General features: G+C 68.7%; 14 protein-coding genes. 3 read left to right on the forward strand and 11 right to left on the reverse strand.

The window, feature by feature from the left end; genetic code table 11:
- Positions 1-69: 69 nt before the first annotated feature.
- Positions 70-1,692: a Mur ligase family protein gene (locus LC438_RS11345; protein WP_223586631.1), complete on the forward strand. Its 1,623-nt coding sequence runs from the start codon at positions 70-72 to the stop codon at positions 1,690-1,692.
- Positions 1,693-1,734: 42 nt separating this feature from the next.
- Here the strand turns inward: LC438_RS11345 and dxr are convergent, their stop codons facing one another.
- Both dxr and LC438_RS11355 read right to left on the reverse strand, forming a co-directional pair.
- Positions 1,735-2,826 carry a 1-deoxy-D-xylulose-5-phosphate reductoisomerase gene (gene dxr, locus LC438_RS11350; RefSeq protein ID WP_223586632.1) on the reverse strand — a complete coding sequence of 364 codons (1,092 nt, stop codon included), beginning with the start codon at positions 2,824-2,826 and terminating at the stop codon, positions 1,735-1,737.
- A 37-nt stretch (positions 2,827-2,863) separates the two neighbouring features.
- Positions 2,864-3,847: an FKBP-type peptidyl-prolyl cis-trans isomerase gene (locus LC438_RS11355; protein ID WP_105674662.1), complete on the reverse strand. Its 984-nt coding sequence runs from the start codon at positions 3,845-3,847 to the stop codon at positions 2,864-2,866.
- A gap of 127 nt (positions 3,848-3,974) precedes the next feature.
- Here LC438_RS11355 and LC438_RS11360 point away from each other — a divergent pair, with 127 nt between their 5' ends.
- A complete protein-coding gene (locus LC438_RS11360) occupies positions 3,975-4,754 on the forward strand; it encodes a 1-acyl-sn-glycerol-3-phosphate acyltransferase (RefSeq protein ID WP_105674664.1) in 780 nt (259 codons plus the stop codon).
- A 15-nt stretch (positions 4,755-4,769) separates the two neighbouring features.
- On the opposite strand, the gene LC438_RS11365 is transcribed toward LC438_RS11360, so the two are convergent.
- Positions 4,770-5,249 (reverse strand): OsmC family protein, encoded by a 480-nt coding sequence (locus LC438_RS11365; protein WP_223586633.1) that lies wholly within the window; start codon positions 5,247-5,249, stop codon positions 4,770-4,772.
- A 97-nt stretch (positions 5,250-5,346) separates the two neighbouring features.
- On the opposite strand from LC438_RS11365, the gene LC438_RS11370 reads away from it, so the two are divergent.
- Positions 5,347-6,342 carry an asparaginase gene (locus tag LC438_RS11370; protein ID WP_105674724.1) on the forward strand — a complete coding sequence of 332 codons (996 nt, stop codon included), beginning with the start codon at positions 5,347-5,349 and terminating at the stop codon, positions 6,340-6,342.
- Between the two features lie 12 nt (positions 6,343-6,354).
- Here the strand turns inward: LC438_RS11370 and LC438_RS11375 are convergent, their stop codons facing one another.
- The 8 genes from LC438_RS11375 to atpA all read right to left on the reverse strand — a co-directional run bounded on the left by LC438_RS11375 (position 6,355) and on the right by atpA (position 16,220).
- Positions 6,355-9,078, reverse strand: coding sequence for an FtsK/SpoIIIE domain-containing protein (locus tag LC438_RS11375; protein WP_223586634.1), 2,724 nt, complete (start codon positions 9,076-9,078; stop codon positions 6,355-6,357).
- A gap of 69 nt (positions 9,079-9,147) precedes the next feature.
- Positions 9,148-9,942, reverse strand: a complete 795-nt coding sequence (locus LC438_RS11380) for a PP2C family serine/threonine-protein phosphatase (protein WP_223586635.1) — start codon at positions 9,940-9,942, stop codon at positions 9,148-9,150.
- Between the two features lie 185 nt (positions 9,943-10,127).
- On the reverse strand, positions 10,128-10,973 hold the full coding sequence (locus tag LC438_RS11385; RefSeq protein ID WP_223586636.1) for a DUF5684 domain-containing protein: 846 nt from the start codon (positions 10,971-10,973) through the stop codon (positions 10,128-10,130).
- A gap of 116 nt (positions 10,974-11,089) precedes the next feature.
- Entirely contained in the window at positions 11,090-11,836 is a 747-nt protein-coding gene (locus LC438_RS11390) for a YaaA family protein (RefSeq protein WP_223586637.1), read from the reverse strand.
- An 85-nt stretch (positions 11,837-11,921) separates the two neighbouring features.
- Positions 11,922-12,182 carry a F0F1 ATP synthase subunit epsilon gene (locus LC438_RS11395; RefSeq protein ID WP_045258871.1) on the reverse strand — a complete coding sequence of 87 codons (261 nt, stop codon included), beginning with the start codon at positions 12,180-12,182 and terminating at the stop codon, positions 11,922-11,924.
- A gap of 2 nt (positions 12,183-12,184) precedes the next feature.
- Complete coding sequence (gene atpD / locus LC438_RS11400) at positions 12,185-13,639, reverse strand: F0F1 ATP synthase subunit beta (protein WP_105674674.1); 1,455 nt, start codon at positions 13,637-13,639, stop codon at positions 12,185-12,187.
- 21 nt (positions 13,640-13,660) lie between these two features.
- The gene (locus LC438_RS11405; RefSeq protein WP_223586638.1) at positions 13,661-14,560 is read right to left on the reverse strand and encodes a F0F1 ATP synthase subunit gamma; all 900 of its coding nucleotides are present in this window, start codon (positions 14,558-14,560) and stop codon (positions 13,661-13,663) included.
- A 19-nt stretch (positions 14,561-14,579) separates the two neighbouring features.
- Entirely contained in the window at positions 14,580-16,220 is a 1,641-nt protein-coding gene (atpA, locus tag LC438_RS11410) for a F0F1 ATP synthase subunit alpha (protein WP_105674678.1), read from the reverse strand.
- Between the last annotated feature and the right edge of the window lie 29 nt (positions 16,221-16,249).

A 16,249-nucleotide genomic window follows, 5' to 3' on the forward strand; every position in this document is an offset into this window, starting at 1 on the left:
CTGCGCGACGAAGGCAGGGGCCGTGCCGCATCCGGCAACGGGATCGAGCCATGAGATCATGGTGGGGACATGTCGATTGAACAACAACCGAGCCTGCCTCCCGTGCTCCGCCCCGCGAACCCGCCCCGGCGCGAGCTGTCCGAACTCGCCACCCGATTCGCCCGCGAGGTCCGCGGCGATCTCACCGGAGTCGCCCTGACGGGGATCACCCTCGCCACGGCCGACCTCCGCGCCGGCGAGGCGTTCGTCGCGATCCAGGGCGTGAACCGCCATGGCGGCGAGTTCGCCGCCACCGCCGCCGAGAAGGGCGCCGTCGCGATCATCACGGATGCCGCGGGCGCCATGATCGCCGAACCCGTCGGACTCCCGACCGTCATCGTCGATGACCCGCGAGCCGTCCTCGGCGCCCTCAGCGCCTGGGTGTACGGCACCGGCGCGGACGACGAGCTGCCGCTGCTCTTCGCGACGACGGGCACGAACGGGAAGACCAGCGTCTCGCACCTGCTCGAGGGCATCCTCGAGCAGCTCGGCGTCGTCACCGGGCTCTCCTCCACCGCCGAGCGTCACATCGCCGGCGAGGTCATCGTCTCCCGTCTGACCACCCCCGAGGCATCGGAGATGCACGCGCTGCTCGCCCTCATGCGCGAGCGGGCCGTCGAGGCCGTGGCCGTCGAGGTCAGCGCGCAGGCCCTCTCCCGTCATCGTGTCGACGGCATCCTCTTCGACGTGGCCGGCTTCACCAATCTCAGCCACGACCACCTCGACGACTACGCCGACATGGAGGAGTACTTCGAGGCGAAACTGCCGCTGTTCCGTCCTGACCGGGCGCGCCGCGGGGTCGTCTGCCTGGATTCCCCCTCGGGTGCGACCGTCGTCGCCCGCGCGGAGATCCCCGTGGTCACCGTCGGCACCCCCTCCATCGCCGCCGATCCCGAGGCCGCTGCGCGCGCCGACTGGGTCGTGTCGATCGACGACGAGCGCGCCGCGGGCACCACGTTCACGATGACCGGCCCGGCCGGCGTCCTCACCACGACCGTGCCCGTCATCGGACCGCACATGGCGGCGAACGCCGCTCTCGCCATCGTGATGCTGCTCGAGGGCGGCTACGACTGGGACCGCATCGTCACGGCTCTGGAGCGCGACGGCGGCATCGAGGCCTATCTCCCCGGGCGCACGCAGCTCGTCTCCGGCGAGGCGGGCCCCGCCGTCTTCGTCGATTTCGGCCATTCGCCTGACGCGTTCGAGAAGACCCTCGCCGCCGTGCGCCGGGTCACGCCGGGCCGCGTCCTCATGCTGTTCGGCGCCGACGGAGACCGCGACGCGAGCAAGCGCTTCGACATGGCGCGCACCGCCGTCGAGGGCAGCGACATCCTCGTCATCACCGATCACCATCCGCGCTTCGAAGACCCGGACTCGATCAGGGCCACGCTCGTGGAGGGCGCGCGCACCGCACGTCCGGATGCCGAGATCCACGAGTACTCACCGCCCGAGAAGGCGATCGCCGCCGCCGTCGGCCTGGTCGGCGAAGGAGACGCGATCCTGTGGGCCGGTCCGGGTCACCAGGACTACCGCGACATCCGCGGGATGCGCACTCCGTACTCGGCCCGCGAGCTCGCCCGTCGCGCTCTCAAGGCTGCGGGCTGGCCTGTGCCCGACTCGCACTGGCCCGTGCCGTACCCCGACGAGGACTGAGGTCTCGCCGAGGATCCGCGATCTGACGCCGGATCGACGGGGCTAGGCGGGCGCGCCTGCGGCGATGAACCGGTCTGCGGTGCGGCGCGCCCAGAGCTCCGCCTCGGCCAGGGACTCCACCGTGAGAGTCTCCGGCGGCTCGTGCGCATCGACCACCCTGGCGATGGTGTCCACGATGCCGAGGAACGACAGCCGTCCTTCGTGGAACGCGTCGACCGCCTGCTCGTTCGCCGCGTTGTAGACCGCCGGGAACGTGCGACCGGCGCGCCCCACCGCCTTCGCGAGAGCGACGGCGGGGAACGCCACGTCGTCGAGCGGCTCGAACGTCCAGGAGGATGCCTTCGTCCAGTCCAGCGGTCGCCCGACACCGCCGACGCGGTTCGGCCAGTCGAGGCCGAGGGAGATGGGCAGGCGCATGTCCGGCGGCGAGGCCTGGGCGATCGTCGAGCCGTCGATGAACTCGACCATGGAGTGCACGATCGACTGCGGGTGGACGACGACGTCGATGTCGTCGTACGCGATGTCGAAAAGCAGATGGGCTTCGATGACCTCGAGTCCCTTGTTGACCAGGGTCGCGGAGTTCGTGGTGACCATGCGCCCCATGTCCCAGGTGGGGTGAGCGAGAGCCTCCTGCGGGGAGACGGTCTCCATCTCGCCACGACTGCGGCCTCGGAACGGACCGCCGGATGCCGTGACGACGAGTCGACGCACCTCGTCGTGCGTTCCGCTGCGCAGCGCTTGCGCCAGGGCGGAGTGCTCGGAGTCCACCGGCACGATCTGACCGGGCGCGGCGGCGGCGAGCACCAGCTCTCCTCCGACGATCAGCGACTCCTTGTTCGCCAGCGCGAGCGTGCGTCCGGCCTTCAGCGCGGCGAGCGTCGACCCGAGGCCGATCGACCCGGTGATCGCGTTGAGCACGACGTCGGCATCGACGTCGCGCACCAGCTGTTCTGCCTCGACGGCGCCGAGAGCGGTCGCATCGACCTGGAAGCGCTCCGCCTGTTCGGCGAGCATCGTGGCGTTCGAGCCTGCCGCCAGGCCCACGAGTTCGAACCGTCGTGGGTTCGCCCGGATGACGTCGAGCGCCTGAGTGCCGATGGAACCGGTGGAGCCGAGGACGATGATGCGACGCATGCCGCCAGCCTATGTCACGCCCTCGGCTCGTCCCGTGTTACTGCGCGACCTCGATCGGGGTGGTCGCGAGGATGTCGACGACGAAGACGAGCGTCTCGTTCTGCAGCTCGTTGCCCTCCGACGCGCCGTAGCCGTCCTTCGGGGGCATCACGACGACGACCTGCGAGCCCACCTTCTGGCCTTCGAGAGCCGTCTTGAATCCGGTGACGACGCTCGTGGTCTGGAACTGCGCCGGCATGGCGCCACGGCTCCAGCTCGAGTCGAACTCCTTGCCATCCGACCACTTCACACCGCGGTACTGCACGGTGACCAGGTCGCCAGAGGCGACGACCGCACCGTCGCCCTGCTTGAGGACGGCAACCTCGGTCTCGGTCGGTGCATCGCTCTTCGGAACCGTGATCGTCGGCGCGCCGTCGTCATCGAGCTTGACCTCGGGCATGCCCTCGGTCGGGTCGACGGCGGTGCCGGACGCGGTCGTCGGCAGCTCGTCGATGGTCTCGACGTAGAGCACGCTCGGGTGCATCCCTTCCCCCGACGCCGGCAGCGTCAGCACGACGCTCGAGCCGATCGGCAGGCACTCCGCGGCCACCGTGAACACCGTGGACTGCGTGGGGTCGACGATCTGCTGCGACTGCTGGGTCGCCAGCAGAGCGGAGAGGACGCCGTCCGGACCGCGCTCCGAGGTGCTGAGCACCTCGTTGGTCGTCGCATCGACGAGCTGGTAGCGGAGGGAGACGAGGTCGCCGGGCTTGACGTCGTCGCCATCGCCCTTGACCACGACGGAGCGCTCGGCTTCCTTGATCTCCGTGCCCTCGGGGACGGTGACCTTCGCGGCGGCGCCGGTGCCGTCGACGGTGACGGCGTCGGAACCGGCGCCGGACTTCAGGTCGGCGAGACAGGAGCTCGACGCCGTGGGGCTCGGAGTGCTCGACGACTCGGGCTTCGAGCTGCCGGAGCATCCGGCCAGGAGCAGGGTCGCCGCGGCGACGGTGGACAGGACGATGAGCGGACGCTTGCGCACAGTGAAGACCTCAGGATCTCTGGTGGGACATCCCATACTCTCGTACGCGGCTTGGTCCGCGCTGGGAGGCGCGGGGGCTGCGCATTGCATTCCGGTAACGGCATGGGATCGGGAGTAGCCTTCTCTGATGACCTCTGAGCAGTCCGTGGAGCCCGATTCCTCTCCCGCGGAGACCGCGAAGCCGCGTCACGCAGGGTTCACCTATGCGCTCGGCCGCAGCCTGATCAGCCCGCTCGCCCGTCTCATCTACCGCCCTCGCATCGAGGGAAGGGAGAACGTCCCCCTCGACGGCGCCGTGATCTTCGCGAGCAACCATCTGTCGTTCATCGACTCGATCGCCATCCCGGTCGCCGCGCCCCGCCCCGTGCACTTCCTCGCCAAGTCGAGCTACTTCGAAGGCACCGGCGCCAAGGGCTGGTTGAGCAAGACCTTCTTCGAGTCCATCGGGGCGATCCCCGTTCGCCGCGGAGCGGGCCAGGCCGCTCTGGACGCGCTGGACCTGCAGCGTCAGCTCCTCGAAGAAGGGCTTGCCGTCGCGCTGTACCCCGAGGGCACCCGCTCCACCGACGGCCGCCTCTACAAGGGGCGCACCGGAGTCGCCTTCCTCGCGTTGCAGACGGGCGCCCCCGTCGTCCCGGTCGGACTGATCGGCACCGACAAGGTCATGCCGGTCGGCGCGAAGATGCCCACCCTCTCGGAGCGCATCACGGTGAAGTTCGGAAAGCCGCTGGATCTCTCCCCGCACGGCCCGGCGACGAGCGGCAAGGCTCGGCGTCTCGCCACCGACGAGATCATGGCCGCCATCCACGCGCTCTCCGGGCAGGAGCTCGCCGGAGCCTACAACGAGGCGCCCGCGCAGGGCGCGATCGAGAAGATCAAGCAGGCGCTTCCCCACGAGCGCCGCTGACCCGTCGCGCTGCGCTCAGGCCTTCTCGGCTGTGACCGTGGCCTCGTGGCGCACGGGGAAGTTCATCGAGTTCGCGATGAAGCACCACTCGTTCGCCTGCGCGTGGGCGCGCTCGGCAGCCTCCACCATCGAGGCCTCCGCCACGACGACCTCCGGCCGCAGCACGACCTCGACGAAAGCGCCCCCGCCGCGGCCGTCCTCCGTCATCAGACCGGACGCCGTGTCGCGGTACGAGACCACGACGACTCCGGCGGTCACGCAGGCGTGCAGATACGACAGCAGATGGCACTCCGAGAGCGACGCGAGAAGGAGGTCCTCGGGGTTCCATCTCGAGACGTCCCCGCGGAACGGCTTGTCGCTCGACGCGAGGATCTCGGGCTTTCCCTGGACCTCGAGAGTGACGTCGCGTCGATAGTCGCGGTATCCGCTGGTGCCCGTGCCGGTGTTGCCCGTCCACGTCGAGGTGAGTGCGTACCTGTGCTCGCCGAGTGCCATGGATACAGTCTGCCAGCGTCGCCCCGCCACGTGCCCCGACGTACGCCCCGACGGCGGGTGACCGCGAGCGCGCCCCCACCGGCGGTAGTCTTGGGTGGTGCTGGAGACTCTCACCGTTCAGGATGCCGTTGAACTCGCCGTCGTGGAAAGAAGCGGCTTCGTGGAGTCCCGCCACGCGGGCGCTGCCGTCGTCCTGTCCCCCGACGGCGAGGTCGTCGCGAGGCACGGCAACATCGACGCGCTGATCCTCCCGCGGTCCAGCCTCAAGCCTCTGCAGGCAATCGCCTGCATCACCGCGGGAGCTCCCCTCGAGGGCGAGCAGCTCGCTCTGTCCACGGCCAGCCACGTGGGCACCGATCGCCATGCGGAGGTCGTCCGCGAAGTGCTCACCCAGGGCGGGCTCACCGAAGATGACCTCGGCTGCCCCGAAGCCTGGCCGAGCGACACGTCGACGCGTGACGAACTCGTGCGCGAGCACGGCGTCCCGACCCGCATCCGCATGAACTGCTCCGGCAAGCACGCCGCGATGCTCCGCGCCTGCGTGGCGACGGGTTGGCCGACCGATGGCTACCTCGACCCCGCGCACCCGCTGCAGGTGCACATCCGCGAGGTCGTCGAGCGCCTGACCGGCGAGAAGGTCGCCCACACGTCGGTCGACGGATGCGGAGCTCCCGTGCACGCGATCACTCTCACCGGGCTCGCCCGCGCGATCCACCGGATCGGAAGCGCGTCCGAGCGCTCTCCCTTCGCACTGCACCGGGTCGCGGGTTCGCTCGTCCGTGCGGTGAAGGAGAGCCCGTGGACCATCGAGGGCCCCGGACGGCCGGACACCCTCGCGATCGAGAAGCTCGGCGTCTTCGCCAAGGGCGGCGCCGAGGGCATCATGGTCATGGTCGCTCCGAACGGGACCACGGTCGCCCTCAAGATGCTCGACGGATCCGCACGCGCCTCCACTCTCGTCGCCGCGACTCTCCTCGTTCGTGCTGGCGCCCTGCCGGAAGCCGACGTCGCCGCTCTTGCGGAGGCCCTTCCGCTCGCCGTTCTCGGCGGCGGGAAGGACGTCGGCGCCATCCGGCTCGGAAGCGGCATCTGAGCGGCCCACCTGTCACCGCCCGTCCAGCACGGGTACGACCACCCTGCGCGGCCCTTCGGCCTCACGCAGCGACCACGCCCGCCCGGCATGGGTGCGGGCGAACGGCGGTGTCTCCCTGACCCCTGCGAGCTGACGGAGGTCGGCGGGGTTCTCGGCCCTGATCAGAACCTCGCCGCGTGTGCGCACCGTCTGCCACAGCGACCAGTTGCGTTGCCAGGTGTCGGTGTCGGCCACGAGAATGGCGGGCCGCGACGACGACGGAGGGGTCGGAGCGAGGAGCACCTCGCAGTCGGGATAGGCCTCGCCGAGAACCCGCGCCACGGAGTGCGGCCCCGACGTGGCGATTGCGGTGACCTCGGCGGTGGGAATCCAGCCAGTAGACGCGATGGGCGCAGTCCACTCGGACGACGCCTCCTCCGGTACCCAGGCGAAATGCGTCTCACGATCTCCCATCCACGCCCGCCCCGGGCCGCGATCGCGATCGAACGTCGCCGAGTCTCCGCCCGCGGCGAGGTGCTCGACCCTGCTGGGCATCCGCAGGAGGGCCCGTCTCGGCAGGGCGTCCAGGAGGCGCCCGACCGGTCCCGATGCTCTGGACGCGGTGAGGACGAACGTCGTGCCCGAGCCTCCTCGAAGGATCCTGTCCCACAGCTGCACGAACAGCTGAGAGTGCTCGGGCGGCAGCTCGGACGCTCTGACGTCGAGATCGTCGCACAGCACGAGATCCGGTCCGCCGGTTCGCGCCAGCTCGGTCACCGCATCCCACGCGCCCTCCGGATCATCGGGGATCCATAGCGCATCGGGACGCTGTTGTCGGAGCAAGCGCAGCAGTGAGGAGCGTCCCGAACCCGCGGCGCCGAGCACGGCAAGTCCGCGCTCCGAGCCGAGCCGCAGCGTCTCCACCGGTTGGCGTTGATGCTCGGGATCGTCCGATCGTCCCAGCAGGACTGCGCCGCTCTCCTCCTCACCACGGAGAGTCTCGAGAGGGATCGTGGAGGTGAGCACCGGCAGCCACGGGCTGGGAGCACGCTCGGCCTGCGACCACCGCATAGCGACCGCACGGAGGTCCGCGACACCGGTCAGCGCCGCTCTCATCACCGCCGGTTCCGAGTCCTGCGGCCGGCGCACCAGCGCCAAGCCTCTCGATAGCGCACCTCCTGGCAGTTCGGCCGCGGCATCCGTGCCGATCACGATGCGGCTGTCGGCCGGATCCCCGACACGCAGGCTCAGCCGGAGAGGGCAGTTCGCCGCCAGTGCGTCCCTGATCACGCCCGACGCTCGCTGCGTGCCGATGATCAGGTGCATCCCCAGCGCTCTGCCTCTGGCGGCGATGTCGGTGAACACCGCTCCCAGGTCAGCGTGTTCCTGCAGCATCGCCGCGAACTCATCGATCACGATCACCAGGCGCGGCATCCCCACGGCGCCGATGTCGCGGGCTCCCGCCGCGGCGAGAACGCCCTCTCGACGCCGGAGCTCTGCGGTCAGGCTGGACACTCCGCGCCGTGCGCCCGCCTCATCCAGGTCCGTGATCACGGCCGCCACCTGCGGGAGCGCGCGGAGGGGCTCGAAAGCGGTACCGCCCTTGAAGTCCGCCAGGACGAAGACGACGCGGTCCGGCCCGTGCACCGCCGCCATCGCCGTCACCCACGAGACCAGCAGTTCGCTCTTGCCCGTGCCGGTCGTCCCGGTCACGATCGCGTGCGGTCCGTCCTCGACGATGTCGAGGACGACAGCCCCCTGCTCTCCGACGCCGACGGCCGCGGACAGACCTCGCCCCTCGGCAGACGACGTCAGCTCCGACAGCATCACCTCATCGGGGAGAGCTCCCGTCTCGTCGTCTGCCGCCGCCACCGCGATCGCCGCTGCCTGCGCCGACGAGATCCCCTCGACGGCGATCTCCTCCATCACGCCCTGAGGCGTCCGCAGGCGGGCTCGACGCGGCTCGATGATGTCCAGCACCGTCGTGACGCCCCCAGGGACGTCACCGTCCCCTGAAGCGATCCAGAGCACGGCGTCCGCCTGCGGGCGCGTATCGCCCTCACGAGCAACCCCGAGCCTGAAGAGCTCTCTGCGCGATCTCCCCGAGGAGACGAATGCCCCGAGGCCCCATTCGACGAGTCGCTCACCCGCGAGCGCGATCCGACCGGCGCCGAACCGCAGATGCACCTGCACGACGAGGGCGCGCACGGCAGCAAGGACCACCGGCTCCGCCCCACGGAGACAGACTCCCCCGCCGAGAGGAACCACGATGGGCGCGTCGGAGAGCACGCCGCATCGTTCCTGGAAGTCTCTCGCCCTTGCGTCATCGGCGCCGGCGGCGCGGACGCCGCTGCGAACGGTTCCTCGTCCGATGACCAGTTCCGTTTCCGCGTCCACCGGATGGGTTCCGCGGAGAGGCGTCTGCACCAGACACGACGCGGCATCGGGATGACGATGATCGAGAAGACGCCGCTCCTCCTCGTGACGACGCGCGAGTTCTCCCTCTGCCCGCTGCCAGTCGCGCTCTCCATCCCGCTCTGCGTCGCGCCTGGTCTTTCGGCGCACCCGCGACCCATCGATCACCGACGCCGCGATCATCAGCGGACCGAGAGCCGCGAAGCAGAGCGCGTAGAGGGAGTCGGTCAGCAGCCACAGCACGATGCCCGACGCGACGGGGACGAGAGCCGCGAGAAAGGGGATCGGCGGTCTCCGGCCGTCGATGGGTGCGGCGGGAATCGAGATCGGGAGGGAGTCCATACCGACCAGTGGACCGCGTACGCGAGAGGCCCGGAGCGTTCTCCACAGCCGAAGGCCGTGGAGCGGCGATCACTCCGCGGAAGTCGATTCCGTGGAGGACGAGTCGTCCACCTGGACGATGATGAGCGTCACGTTGTCCCTGCCGCCGTTCTCGAGCGCGGCCGCGAGCATCGCATCGACGGCGGGACCAGGGGTGCTGTGCTCGCGGAGGAAATGCTGGATGCCGTAGTCGGTGAGCTCTTTAGTCAGCCCGTCCGAGCAGATGACGAAGCGGTCGCCGACCTGGATGTCGATCAGCACGTAGTCGGGCGCCGTCAGCTCGCTCGCTCCGACCGCGCGAGTGATGACGTTGCTGTAGGGGTGCCCCTCGGCCTCCTCGGGGCTGATCTTGCCCGCGGTGATGAGTTCCTGCACCACGGAGTGATCGGTCGTCACCTGCACGAGCCGATCGTCGCGCAGGAGATACACACGCGAGTCTCCGATGTTCAGGGCGACCCAGCGCGCATCATCGCCGTCGACTTCGAGGAAGACGCCGGTGAGCGTGGTCCCTGTGCCCTCGTCGGTCGTCTCCGGATGCGCGGCGATGTCGCCCACGGCGAGCTCCAACGCGTTCTCGATCGCCTCGCGTCCGACCTCGCCCGCGGAGACGAGAGCCTCGAGACGGGTGACCGTGCTCTGGCTGGCGATCTCGCCGCCGGCGTGTCCGCCCATGCCATCGGCGACCACGAAGAGCGGATACTCGGCATAGAACGAATCCTGATTCGTCTCGCGCCGGTGGCCGACATCGGTGACACCCGCCCACGACAGCGCCAGCTGCCGATGCGCGACCGTGACGCTGTGCGTCTTCGTTGTCGTCTCAGCCACGTGCTGCCTCCGGATTGCCTGCGGCGAATCGGGGGGCCTCAGGATACACACACATCGTAGTGGACTTCGGCACCATCTCACCCACGCGCACGGGCACGGCGGTGACTATCGACGCCCTTCCCCACCCGGCACCGACAACGGCAGAGAGCCCCCGGCCGAAGTCGAGGGCTCTCCGCATCAGATCGTCACGCAGGGGGCTGCGTGGGGTCGCTCGGCGCCGCGGGCGGAGCTGCCGGCGGTGCCGCGGGGGGCGCCGGAGGCGTCTGCGGAGCGGCCGGAGGCGTCTGCGGGGCCGGGGGCACAGGTGCGCCGGTCGCCGGAGCGGCCGGAGGCGCGTAGCCGGGCTGCGCCGGCGGGGCGGGCTGCGTGTAGCCGGGCTGTGCGGGAGGAGCGTACCCAGGCTGTGCGGGAGGCGCGTAGCCCTGCGGTGCGGGCGGCGCGTAGCCCTGCGGCGCGCCATAGCCGGGTGCCGGTGCGGCCGGACGCGGCTGCACGGGAACACCCTGCCAGACCGTCGAGTCGGCGAGGAAGCTGTTCGCCGCCCACGGGGCCGGGGCGATGTTCGGGTTCCAGCGCGACTTGTCGAAGGCGTTGATGCCGAGCCAGATGAGCGACAGGAAGATGTAGAGGACGACCCAGATCGCGTCCTTCTGAAGCTTCAGTCCCACGCGCCACGCCGCCAGGGCGAGCAGCACGACCAGCGCCAGGCTGGTGAGGAAGTTGAGGTACGGGATGAGCGTCAACGCCCAGGCGATGAGCACGGCCCACGGCGAGACATCACCGAGCTTCGCGAAGATGAGGGTGTTGTACACGGGCACCCAGGCACGCCACTTGCCTTCGACACCAGCCTTCTCGAAGATCTTCATGAAGAAGATCGCGGAGATCACATAGAACCCCGCGGCGAAGATGAGTCCGATGAAGGCGAAGATCAGGAGGCCTGCCGCAGCGGCGGCGCCTCCTCCGTCGTAGTAGCCGTCATAGAAGTATGAGGATGCGGCGGCCGTCGATGCGGCACCGATAAGTGAGTTCATGATCCCCTCCGGATCCGATGGGCAGTCGCCGAGATACGCTGCGACACAACCATAGCGAGGTCGTCAGCGACGAGCAACGGCCCACGCGGAGCGGACCTCGACGCCGACATGCGGCGTCATTCCTCGACGACGAGTTCCAGAACCCCTGGCTCCTCTGTGTCGCGCAACGTGATGCCCTGTCGGCCTGCCCAGTTCCGCAATGAGCGCAGAGACCCGATACGAGGACGCTGCTCCGCGAGCTTTCTCACCAGGAGCCCCTTGGACTTCTTGTTGAAGTGGTTGAGTGCGCGGCCCTCGTGCGTCACCACGCGCACATAGGCCGACGGGACGGATGCCGGGATCGGTCCGAGCGCGGCATAAGCTTCGCTGCGCAGGTCGAGGACGAACGGCGGTTCCTCCTCGGCGATCGCGGCGCTCGTCGCCTGCGCCCAGTGCCGGCGAAGCGCGCTCAGACCAGGGAGAGACGTCCCCGCGGCGAGGCGGTAGACGGGAATCGGGTCCAGTGCACCCACCGGGCCGAAGGGCGCCGAATGGACCCAGACGTGCGCGCCGAGCCAGCGGCGCGACGCGGAGCTCAGCGAACCGGCGTCGAGAGCATCGAAGAGGACGCCCGTGTACCGGTCGACGGCCGGCATCGTCGCGGACGTGCGCAGCATCCGATTGTGGGCGATGTCGCCCGCCTGACGCTCGCTCAGCTTGAGCACCTTCTTCGCCGACGCCTCGTCGGCGGAGAGGTCGATGAGAGCGTCGATGACGGCGCTGCGGGGGCCGTGCAGTCCGGGGAGCGCCAGCTCGGCCAGGTCGAGCGGGGCGCCTGTCCCTCCCTCGAGCTTGGTCTCCGACGGCGGCAGCAGGATCTTCATGAGAACACCTCGGTGGATACAGACACGTCCGCCTCGGTGCCGCGAGCAGAACTCGCGGCGACCGAGGCGGACGCGGTGAAGATGATCAGGCGATGAGAGCCGCGTTGCCGGCGACGATCGTCAGGTTGTTGCCCTCCATGGAGAGGAATCCGTCCTGAGCGTTCGCCAGCACCTTGGTGCCGTCTTCCTGGGTGATGCGGACCTGGCCCTCGGCGAGGATGGCCAGCACCGGCTCGTGGCCGGTCATGAAGCCGATCTCACCCTCGACGGTCTTGGCGACCACGAGGCTCGCCTCTCCCGTCCAGACCTCCGCCTCAGCGGAGACGAGGCTGACATGCAGCGCCATGGTCAGGCATTCTCCTTCTGGATCTTCGCCCACTGCTCTTCGACGTCGGAGATGCCGCCGACGTTGAAGAACGCCTGCTCGGCGACGTGGTCGAAGTCACCGCGGGTGATCGCATCGAACGACTCGATGGTCTCCTTGAGCGGGACGGTCGAACCCTCGACACCCGTGAACTTCTTGGCCATGTAGGTGTTCTGCGAGAGGAACTGCTGGATGCGACGGGCGCGGGCCACGACGATCTTGTCTTCCTCGGAGAGCTCGTCGACACCGAGGATGGCGATGATCTCCTGCAGCTCCTTGTTCTTCTGGAGGATCTGCTTGACGGTGGTCGCGACGCGGTAATGGTCCTCGCCCAAGTACCGGGGGTCCATGATGCGCGACGTCGAGGTCAGCGGATCGATGGCCGGGTACAGACCCTTCGACGCGATCTCACGCGAGAGCTCCGTGGTGGCGTCGAGGTGGGCGAAGGTGGTCGCCGGAGCCGGGTCGGTGTAGTCATCGGCCGGCACGTAGATCGCCTGCAGGGAGGTGATCGAGTGACCGCGCGTCGAGGTGATGCGCTCCTGGAGGAGGCCCATCTCGTCGGCGAGGTTCGGCTGGTAACCCACGGCGGACGGCATACGGCCGAGCAGCGTGGAGACCTCGGAACCGGCCTGCGTGAAGCGGAAGATGTTGTCGATGAAGAGCAGCACGTCCTGCTTCTGCACGTCGCGGAAGTACTCCGCCATCGTCAGCGCCGAGAGGGCGACGCGCAGACGCGTCCCCGGCGGCTCGTCCATCTGGCCGAAGACGAGGGCGGTCTTGTCGAAGACGCCCGCCTCCTCCATCTCGTGGATGAGGTCGTTGCCCTCACGGGTGCGCTCACCGACACCGGCGAACACCGACACACCACCGTGGTCCTGCGCGACGCGCTGGATCATCTCCTGGATGAGGACGGTCTTGCCGACACCGGCTCCACCGAACAGACCGATCTTTCCACCCTGCACGTAGGGGGTCAGGAGGTCGATCGACTTGATGCCGGTCTCGAACATGGTGGTCTTCGACTCGAGCTGGTCGAAGTTCGGCGCCTTGCGGTGGATCGGCCAGCGCTCGGTGACCTCGATGGTCTCACCGGGCTCGCCGTTGAGGACCTCGCCGATCACGTTGAAGACCTTGCCCTTGGTCACGTCGCCGACGGGGACCGAGATGGCCTCTCCGGTGTCGCGAACCTCCTGGCCGCGGACGATGCCGTCCGTGGGCTTGAGGGCGATGGCGCGGACGAGGTCGTCGCCGAGGTGCTGAGCGACCTCGAGCGTGATCTCGGTGGACTCCTCGCCGATGACGATCGTGGTCTTCAGCGCGTTGTAGATGTCGGGGATCGAGTCGTGCGGGAACTCGATGTCGACAACCGGACCGTTGACGCGTGCGACGCGCCCGACGACCGCGGTCGCCGGCTTGTCAGCCGTGGCGGTGGGGGTCATTTTCGTCTCTCTCCTGATGGTCTATTTGCTCGACGAGAGCGCGTCGGCGCCGCCGACGATCTCTGCGATCTGCTGCGTGATCTCCGCCTGGCGCGCGTTGTTGCGCAGACGGGTGTAGTCGGTGATGAGCTTGTCGGCGTTGTCGCTGGCGGACTTCATCGCCTTCTGCGTCGCGGCCTGCTTCGCGGCGGACGACTGCAGAAGCGCGTTGAAGACGCGGCTCTGGATGTACACCGGCAGGATCGCGTCCAGCACGGTCTCGGCATCCGGCTCGAACTCGTAGAGCGGGTACACGGTGTTCCCGGCCTCCGACTCGTCGGCCTCCGTGATCTCCAGCGGAAGCAGGCGCACGGATTCCGGCTCCTGCGTCATCATGCTGACGAAACGGTTGAAGACGAGGTGGATCTCATCCACGCCGCCGGCGTCTCCCCCGCGGGTGAAAGCCTCGAGCAGCGTGGCCGAGATCTCCTCCGCGGTGTGGAACGTCGGGGTGTCGGTGTCGCCGGTCCACTCCGCCGCCGCGGTGAGGCGGCGGAACTGGAAGTAGCCCACGGCCTTGCGGCCGATGAGGTAGAACACCGGCTCCTTGCCCTGCTCGCGCAGGAGCTCGGCCACCTCGAGACCCTCACGGAGGATCTGCGAGTTGAAGGCACCGGCCAGACCGCGGTCCGACGAGAAGATCACGACCGCGGAGCGGCGGATGTTCTCGGGCTCACGGGTGAGCGGGTGGTCGACGTTCGAGTGCGTCGCGACGGCGGACACAGCCCTCGTCACGGCCCGCGCGAAGGGGCTGGACGCCTTGACGCGTGCCATCGCCTTCTGGATGCGCGAAGCCGCGATGAGTTCCATCGCCTTCGTGATCTTCTTGGTCGTCTGAGCAGAAGAGATCTTCTGCTTGTAGACCCTGAGTTGAGCGCCCATGTTTCAGTACCCCGCGCGATTACGCGCGACGACCCTTGACGATCTTCTCCTGGTTGACGTCCTCAGCCTCGGCTGCAGCGTGCTCCTCGTGACCAGGGGCGCCGATGGCGTGGCCCTTGCCGCCCTGGAACTCCAGGATGAAGGCATCCGTCTGCTTCGACAGCTCCGCGACCGTGTCGTCATCGAGGACGTTGGTCTCACGCAGCGTGTCGAGCACCTTGGTGTTGCGACGCAGGTAGTCCAGGAGCTCACGCTCGAACCGCAGCACGTCCTCGACCTCGATCGAGTCGAGCTTGCCGTTGGTGCCGGCCCAGATCGAGACGACCTGCTCCTCGACGGGGTACGGCGAGTACTGCGGCTGCTTGAGCAGCTCGGTCAGACGCGCACCGCGCGAGAGCTGACGACGCGAGGCCTGGTCGAGGTCGGACGCGAACATCGCGAAGGCCTCGAGCGAGCGGTACTGCGCCAGCTCGAGCTTCAGCGTTCCGGAGACCTTCTTGATCGACTTGACCTGAGCGTCACCGCCGACTCGGGAGACCGAGATACCCACGTCGACCGCCGGACGCTGGTTGGCGTTGAAGAGGTCGGACTGGAGGAAGATCTGGCCGTCGGTGATCGAGATCACGTTGGTCGGGATGTACGCCGAGACGTCGTTGGCCTTGGTCTCGATGATCGGCAGACCGGTCATCGACCCTGCGCCGAGCTCGTCGGACAGCTTCGCGCAACGCTCCAGCAGACGGGAGTGCAGGTAGAAGACGTCACCCGGGTAGGCCTCGCGGCCCGGCGGGCGGCGGAGGAGCAGGGAGACGGCACGGTAGGCCTCGGCCTGCTTCGACAGGTCGTCGAAGATGATGAGGACGTGCTTGCCGCCGTACATCCAGTGCTGGCCGATGGCCGAGCCGGTGTAGGGGGCGAGGTACTTGAAGCCGGCGGGGTCGGATGCCGGAGCGGCCACGATCGTGGTGTACTCCAGAGCGCCGGCCTCTTCGAGCGCGCCCTTCACCGAAGCGATGGTCGAGCCCTTCTGACCGATCGCCACGTAGATGCAGCGCACCTGCTTGGTGACGTCGCCGGACTCCCAGTTGGCCTTCTGGTTGATGATCGTGTCGATCGCGATGGCCGTCTTGCCGGTCTGGCGGTCGCCGATGATCAGCTGACGCTGACCACGGCCGACGGGGATCATGGCGTCGATCGCCTTGATGCCGGTCTGCATCGGCTCGTGGACCGACTTGCGCTGCATGACGCCAGGCGCCTGCAGCTCGAGCTCGCGAACGCCGTCGGTGGCGATCGAGCCGAGGCCGTCGATCGGGTTGCCGAGCGGGTCCACCACGCGGCCGAGGTAGCCGTCGCCGACGGGGACCGAGAGGACCTCGCCGGTGCGGGTGACCTCCATGCCGGCCTGGATGCCGGTGAAGTCGCCGAGGACGACCACGCCGATCTCGTGCTCTTCGAGGTTCAGGGCCAGGCCCTTGGTCCCGTCGGCGAAGGTGACGAGTTCGTTCGCCATGACGCCCGGCAGTCCCTCGACGTGCGCGATGCCGTCGGCGGCGTCGATGACGGTGCCGACCTCGGTCGCTGCGGCGCCGGTGGGCTCGTATGCTGCGGCGAAGTCCTTCAGCGCGTCACGGATGACGTCGGGGCTGATCGATAGTTCTGCCATTGTCTTCCCTTTGTATCTGGGTGCGCGGT

The organism is Microbacterium sp. OVT16B, assembly GCF_019969705.1.
Classification (GTDB): Bacteria; Actinomycetota; Actinomycetes; order Actinomycetales; family Microbacteriaceae; genus Microbacterium; species Microbacterium natoriense.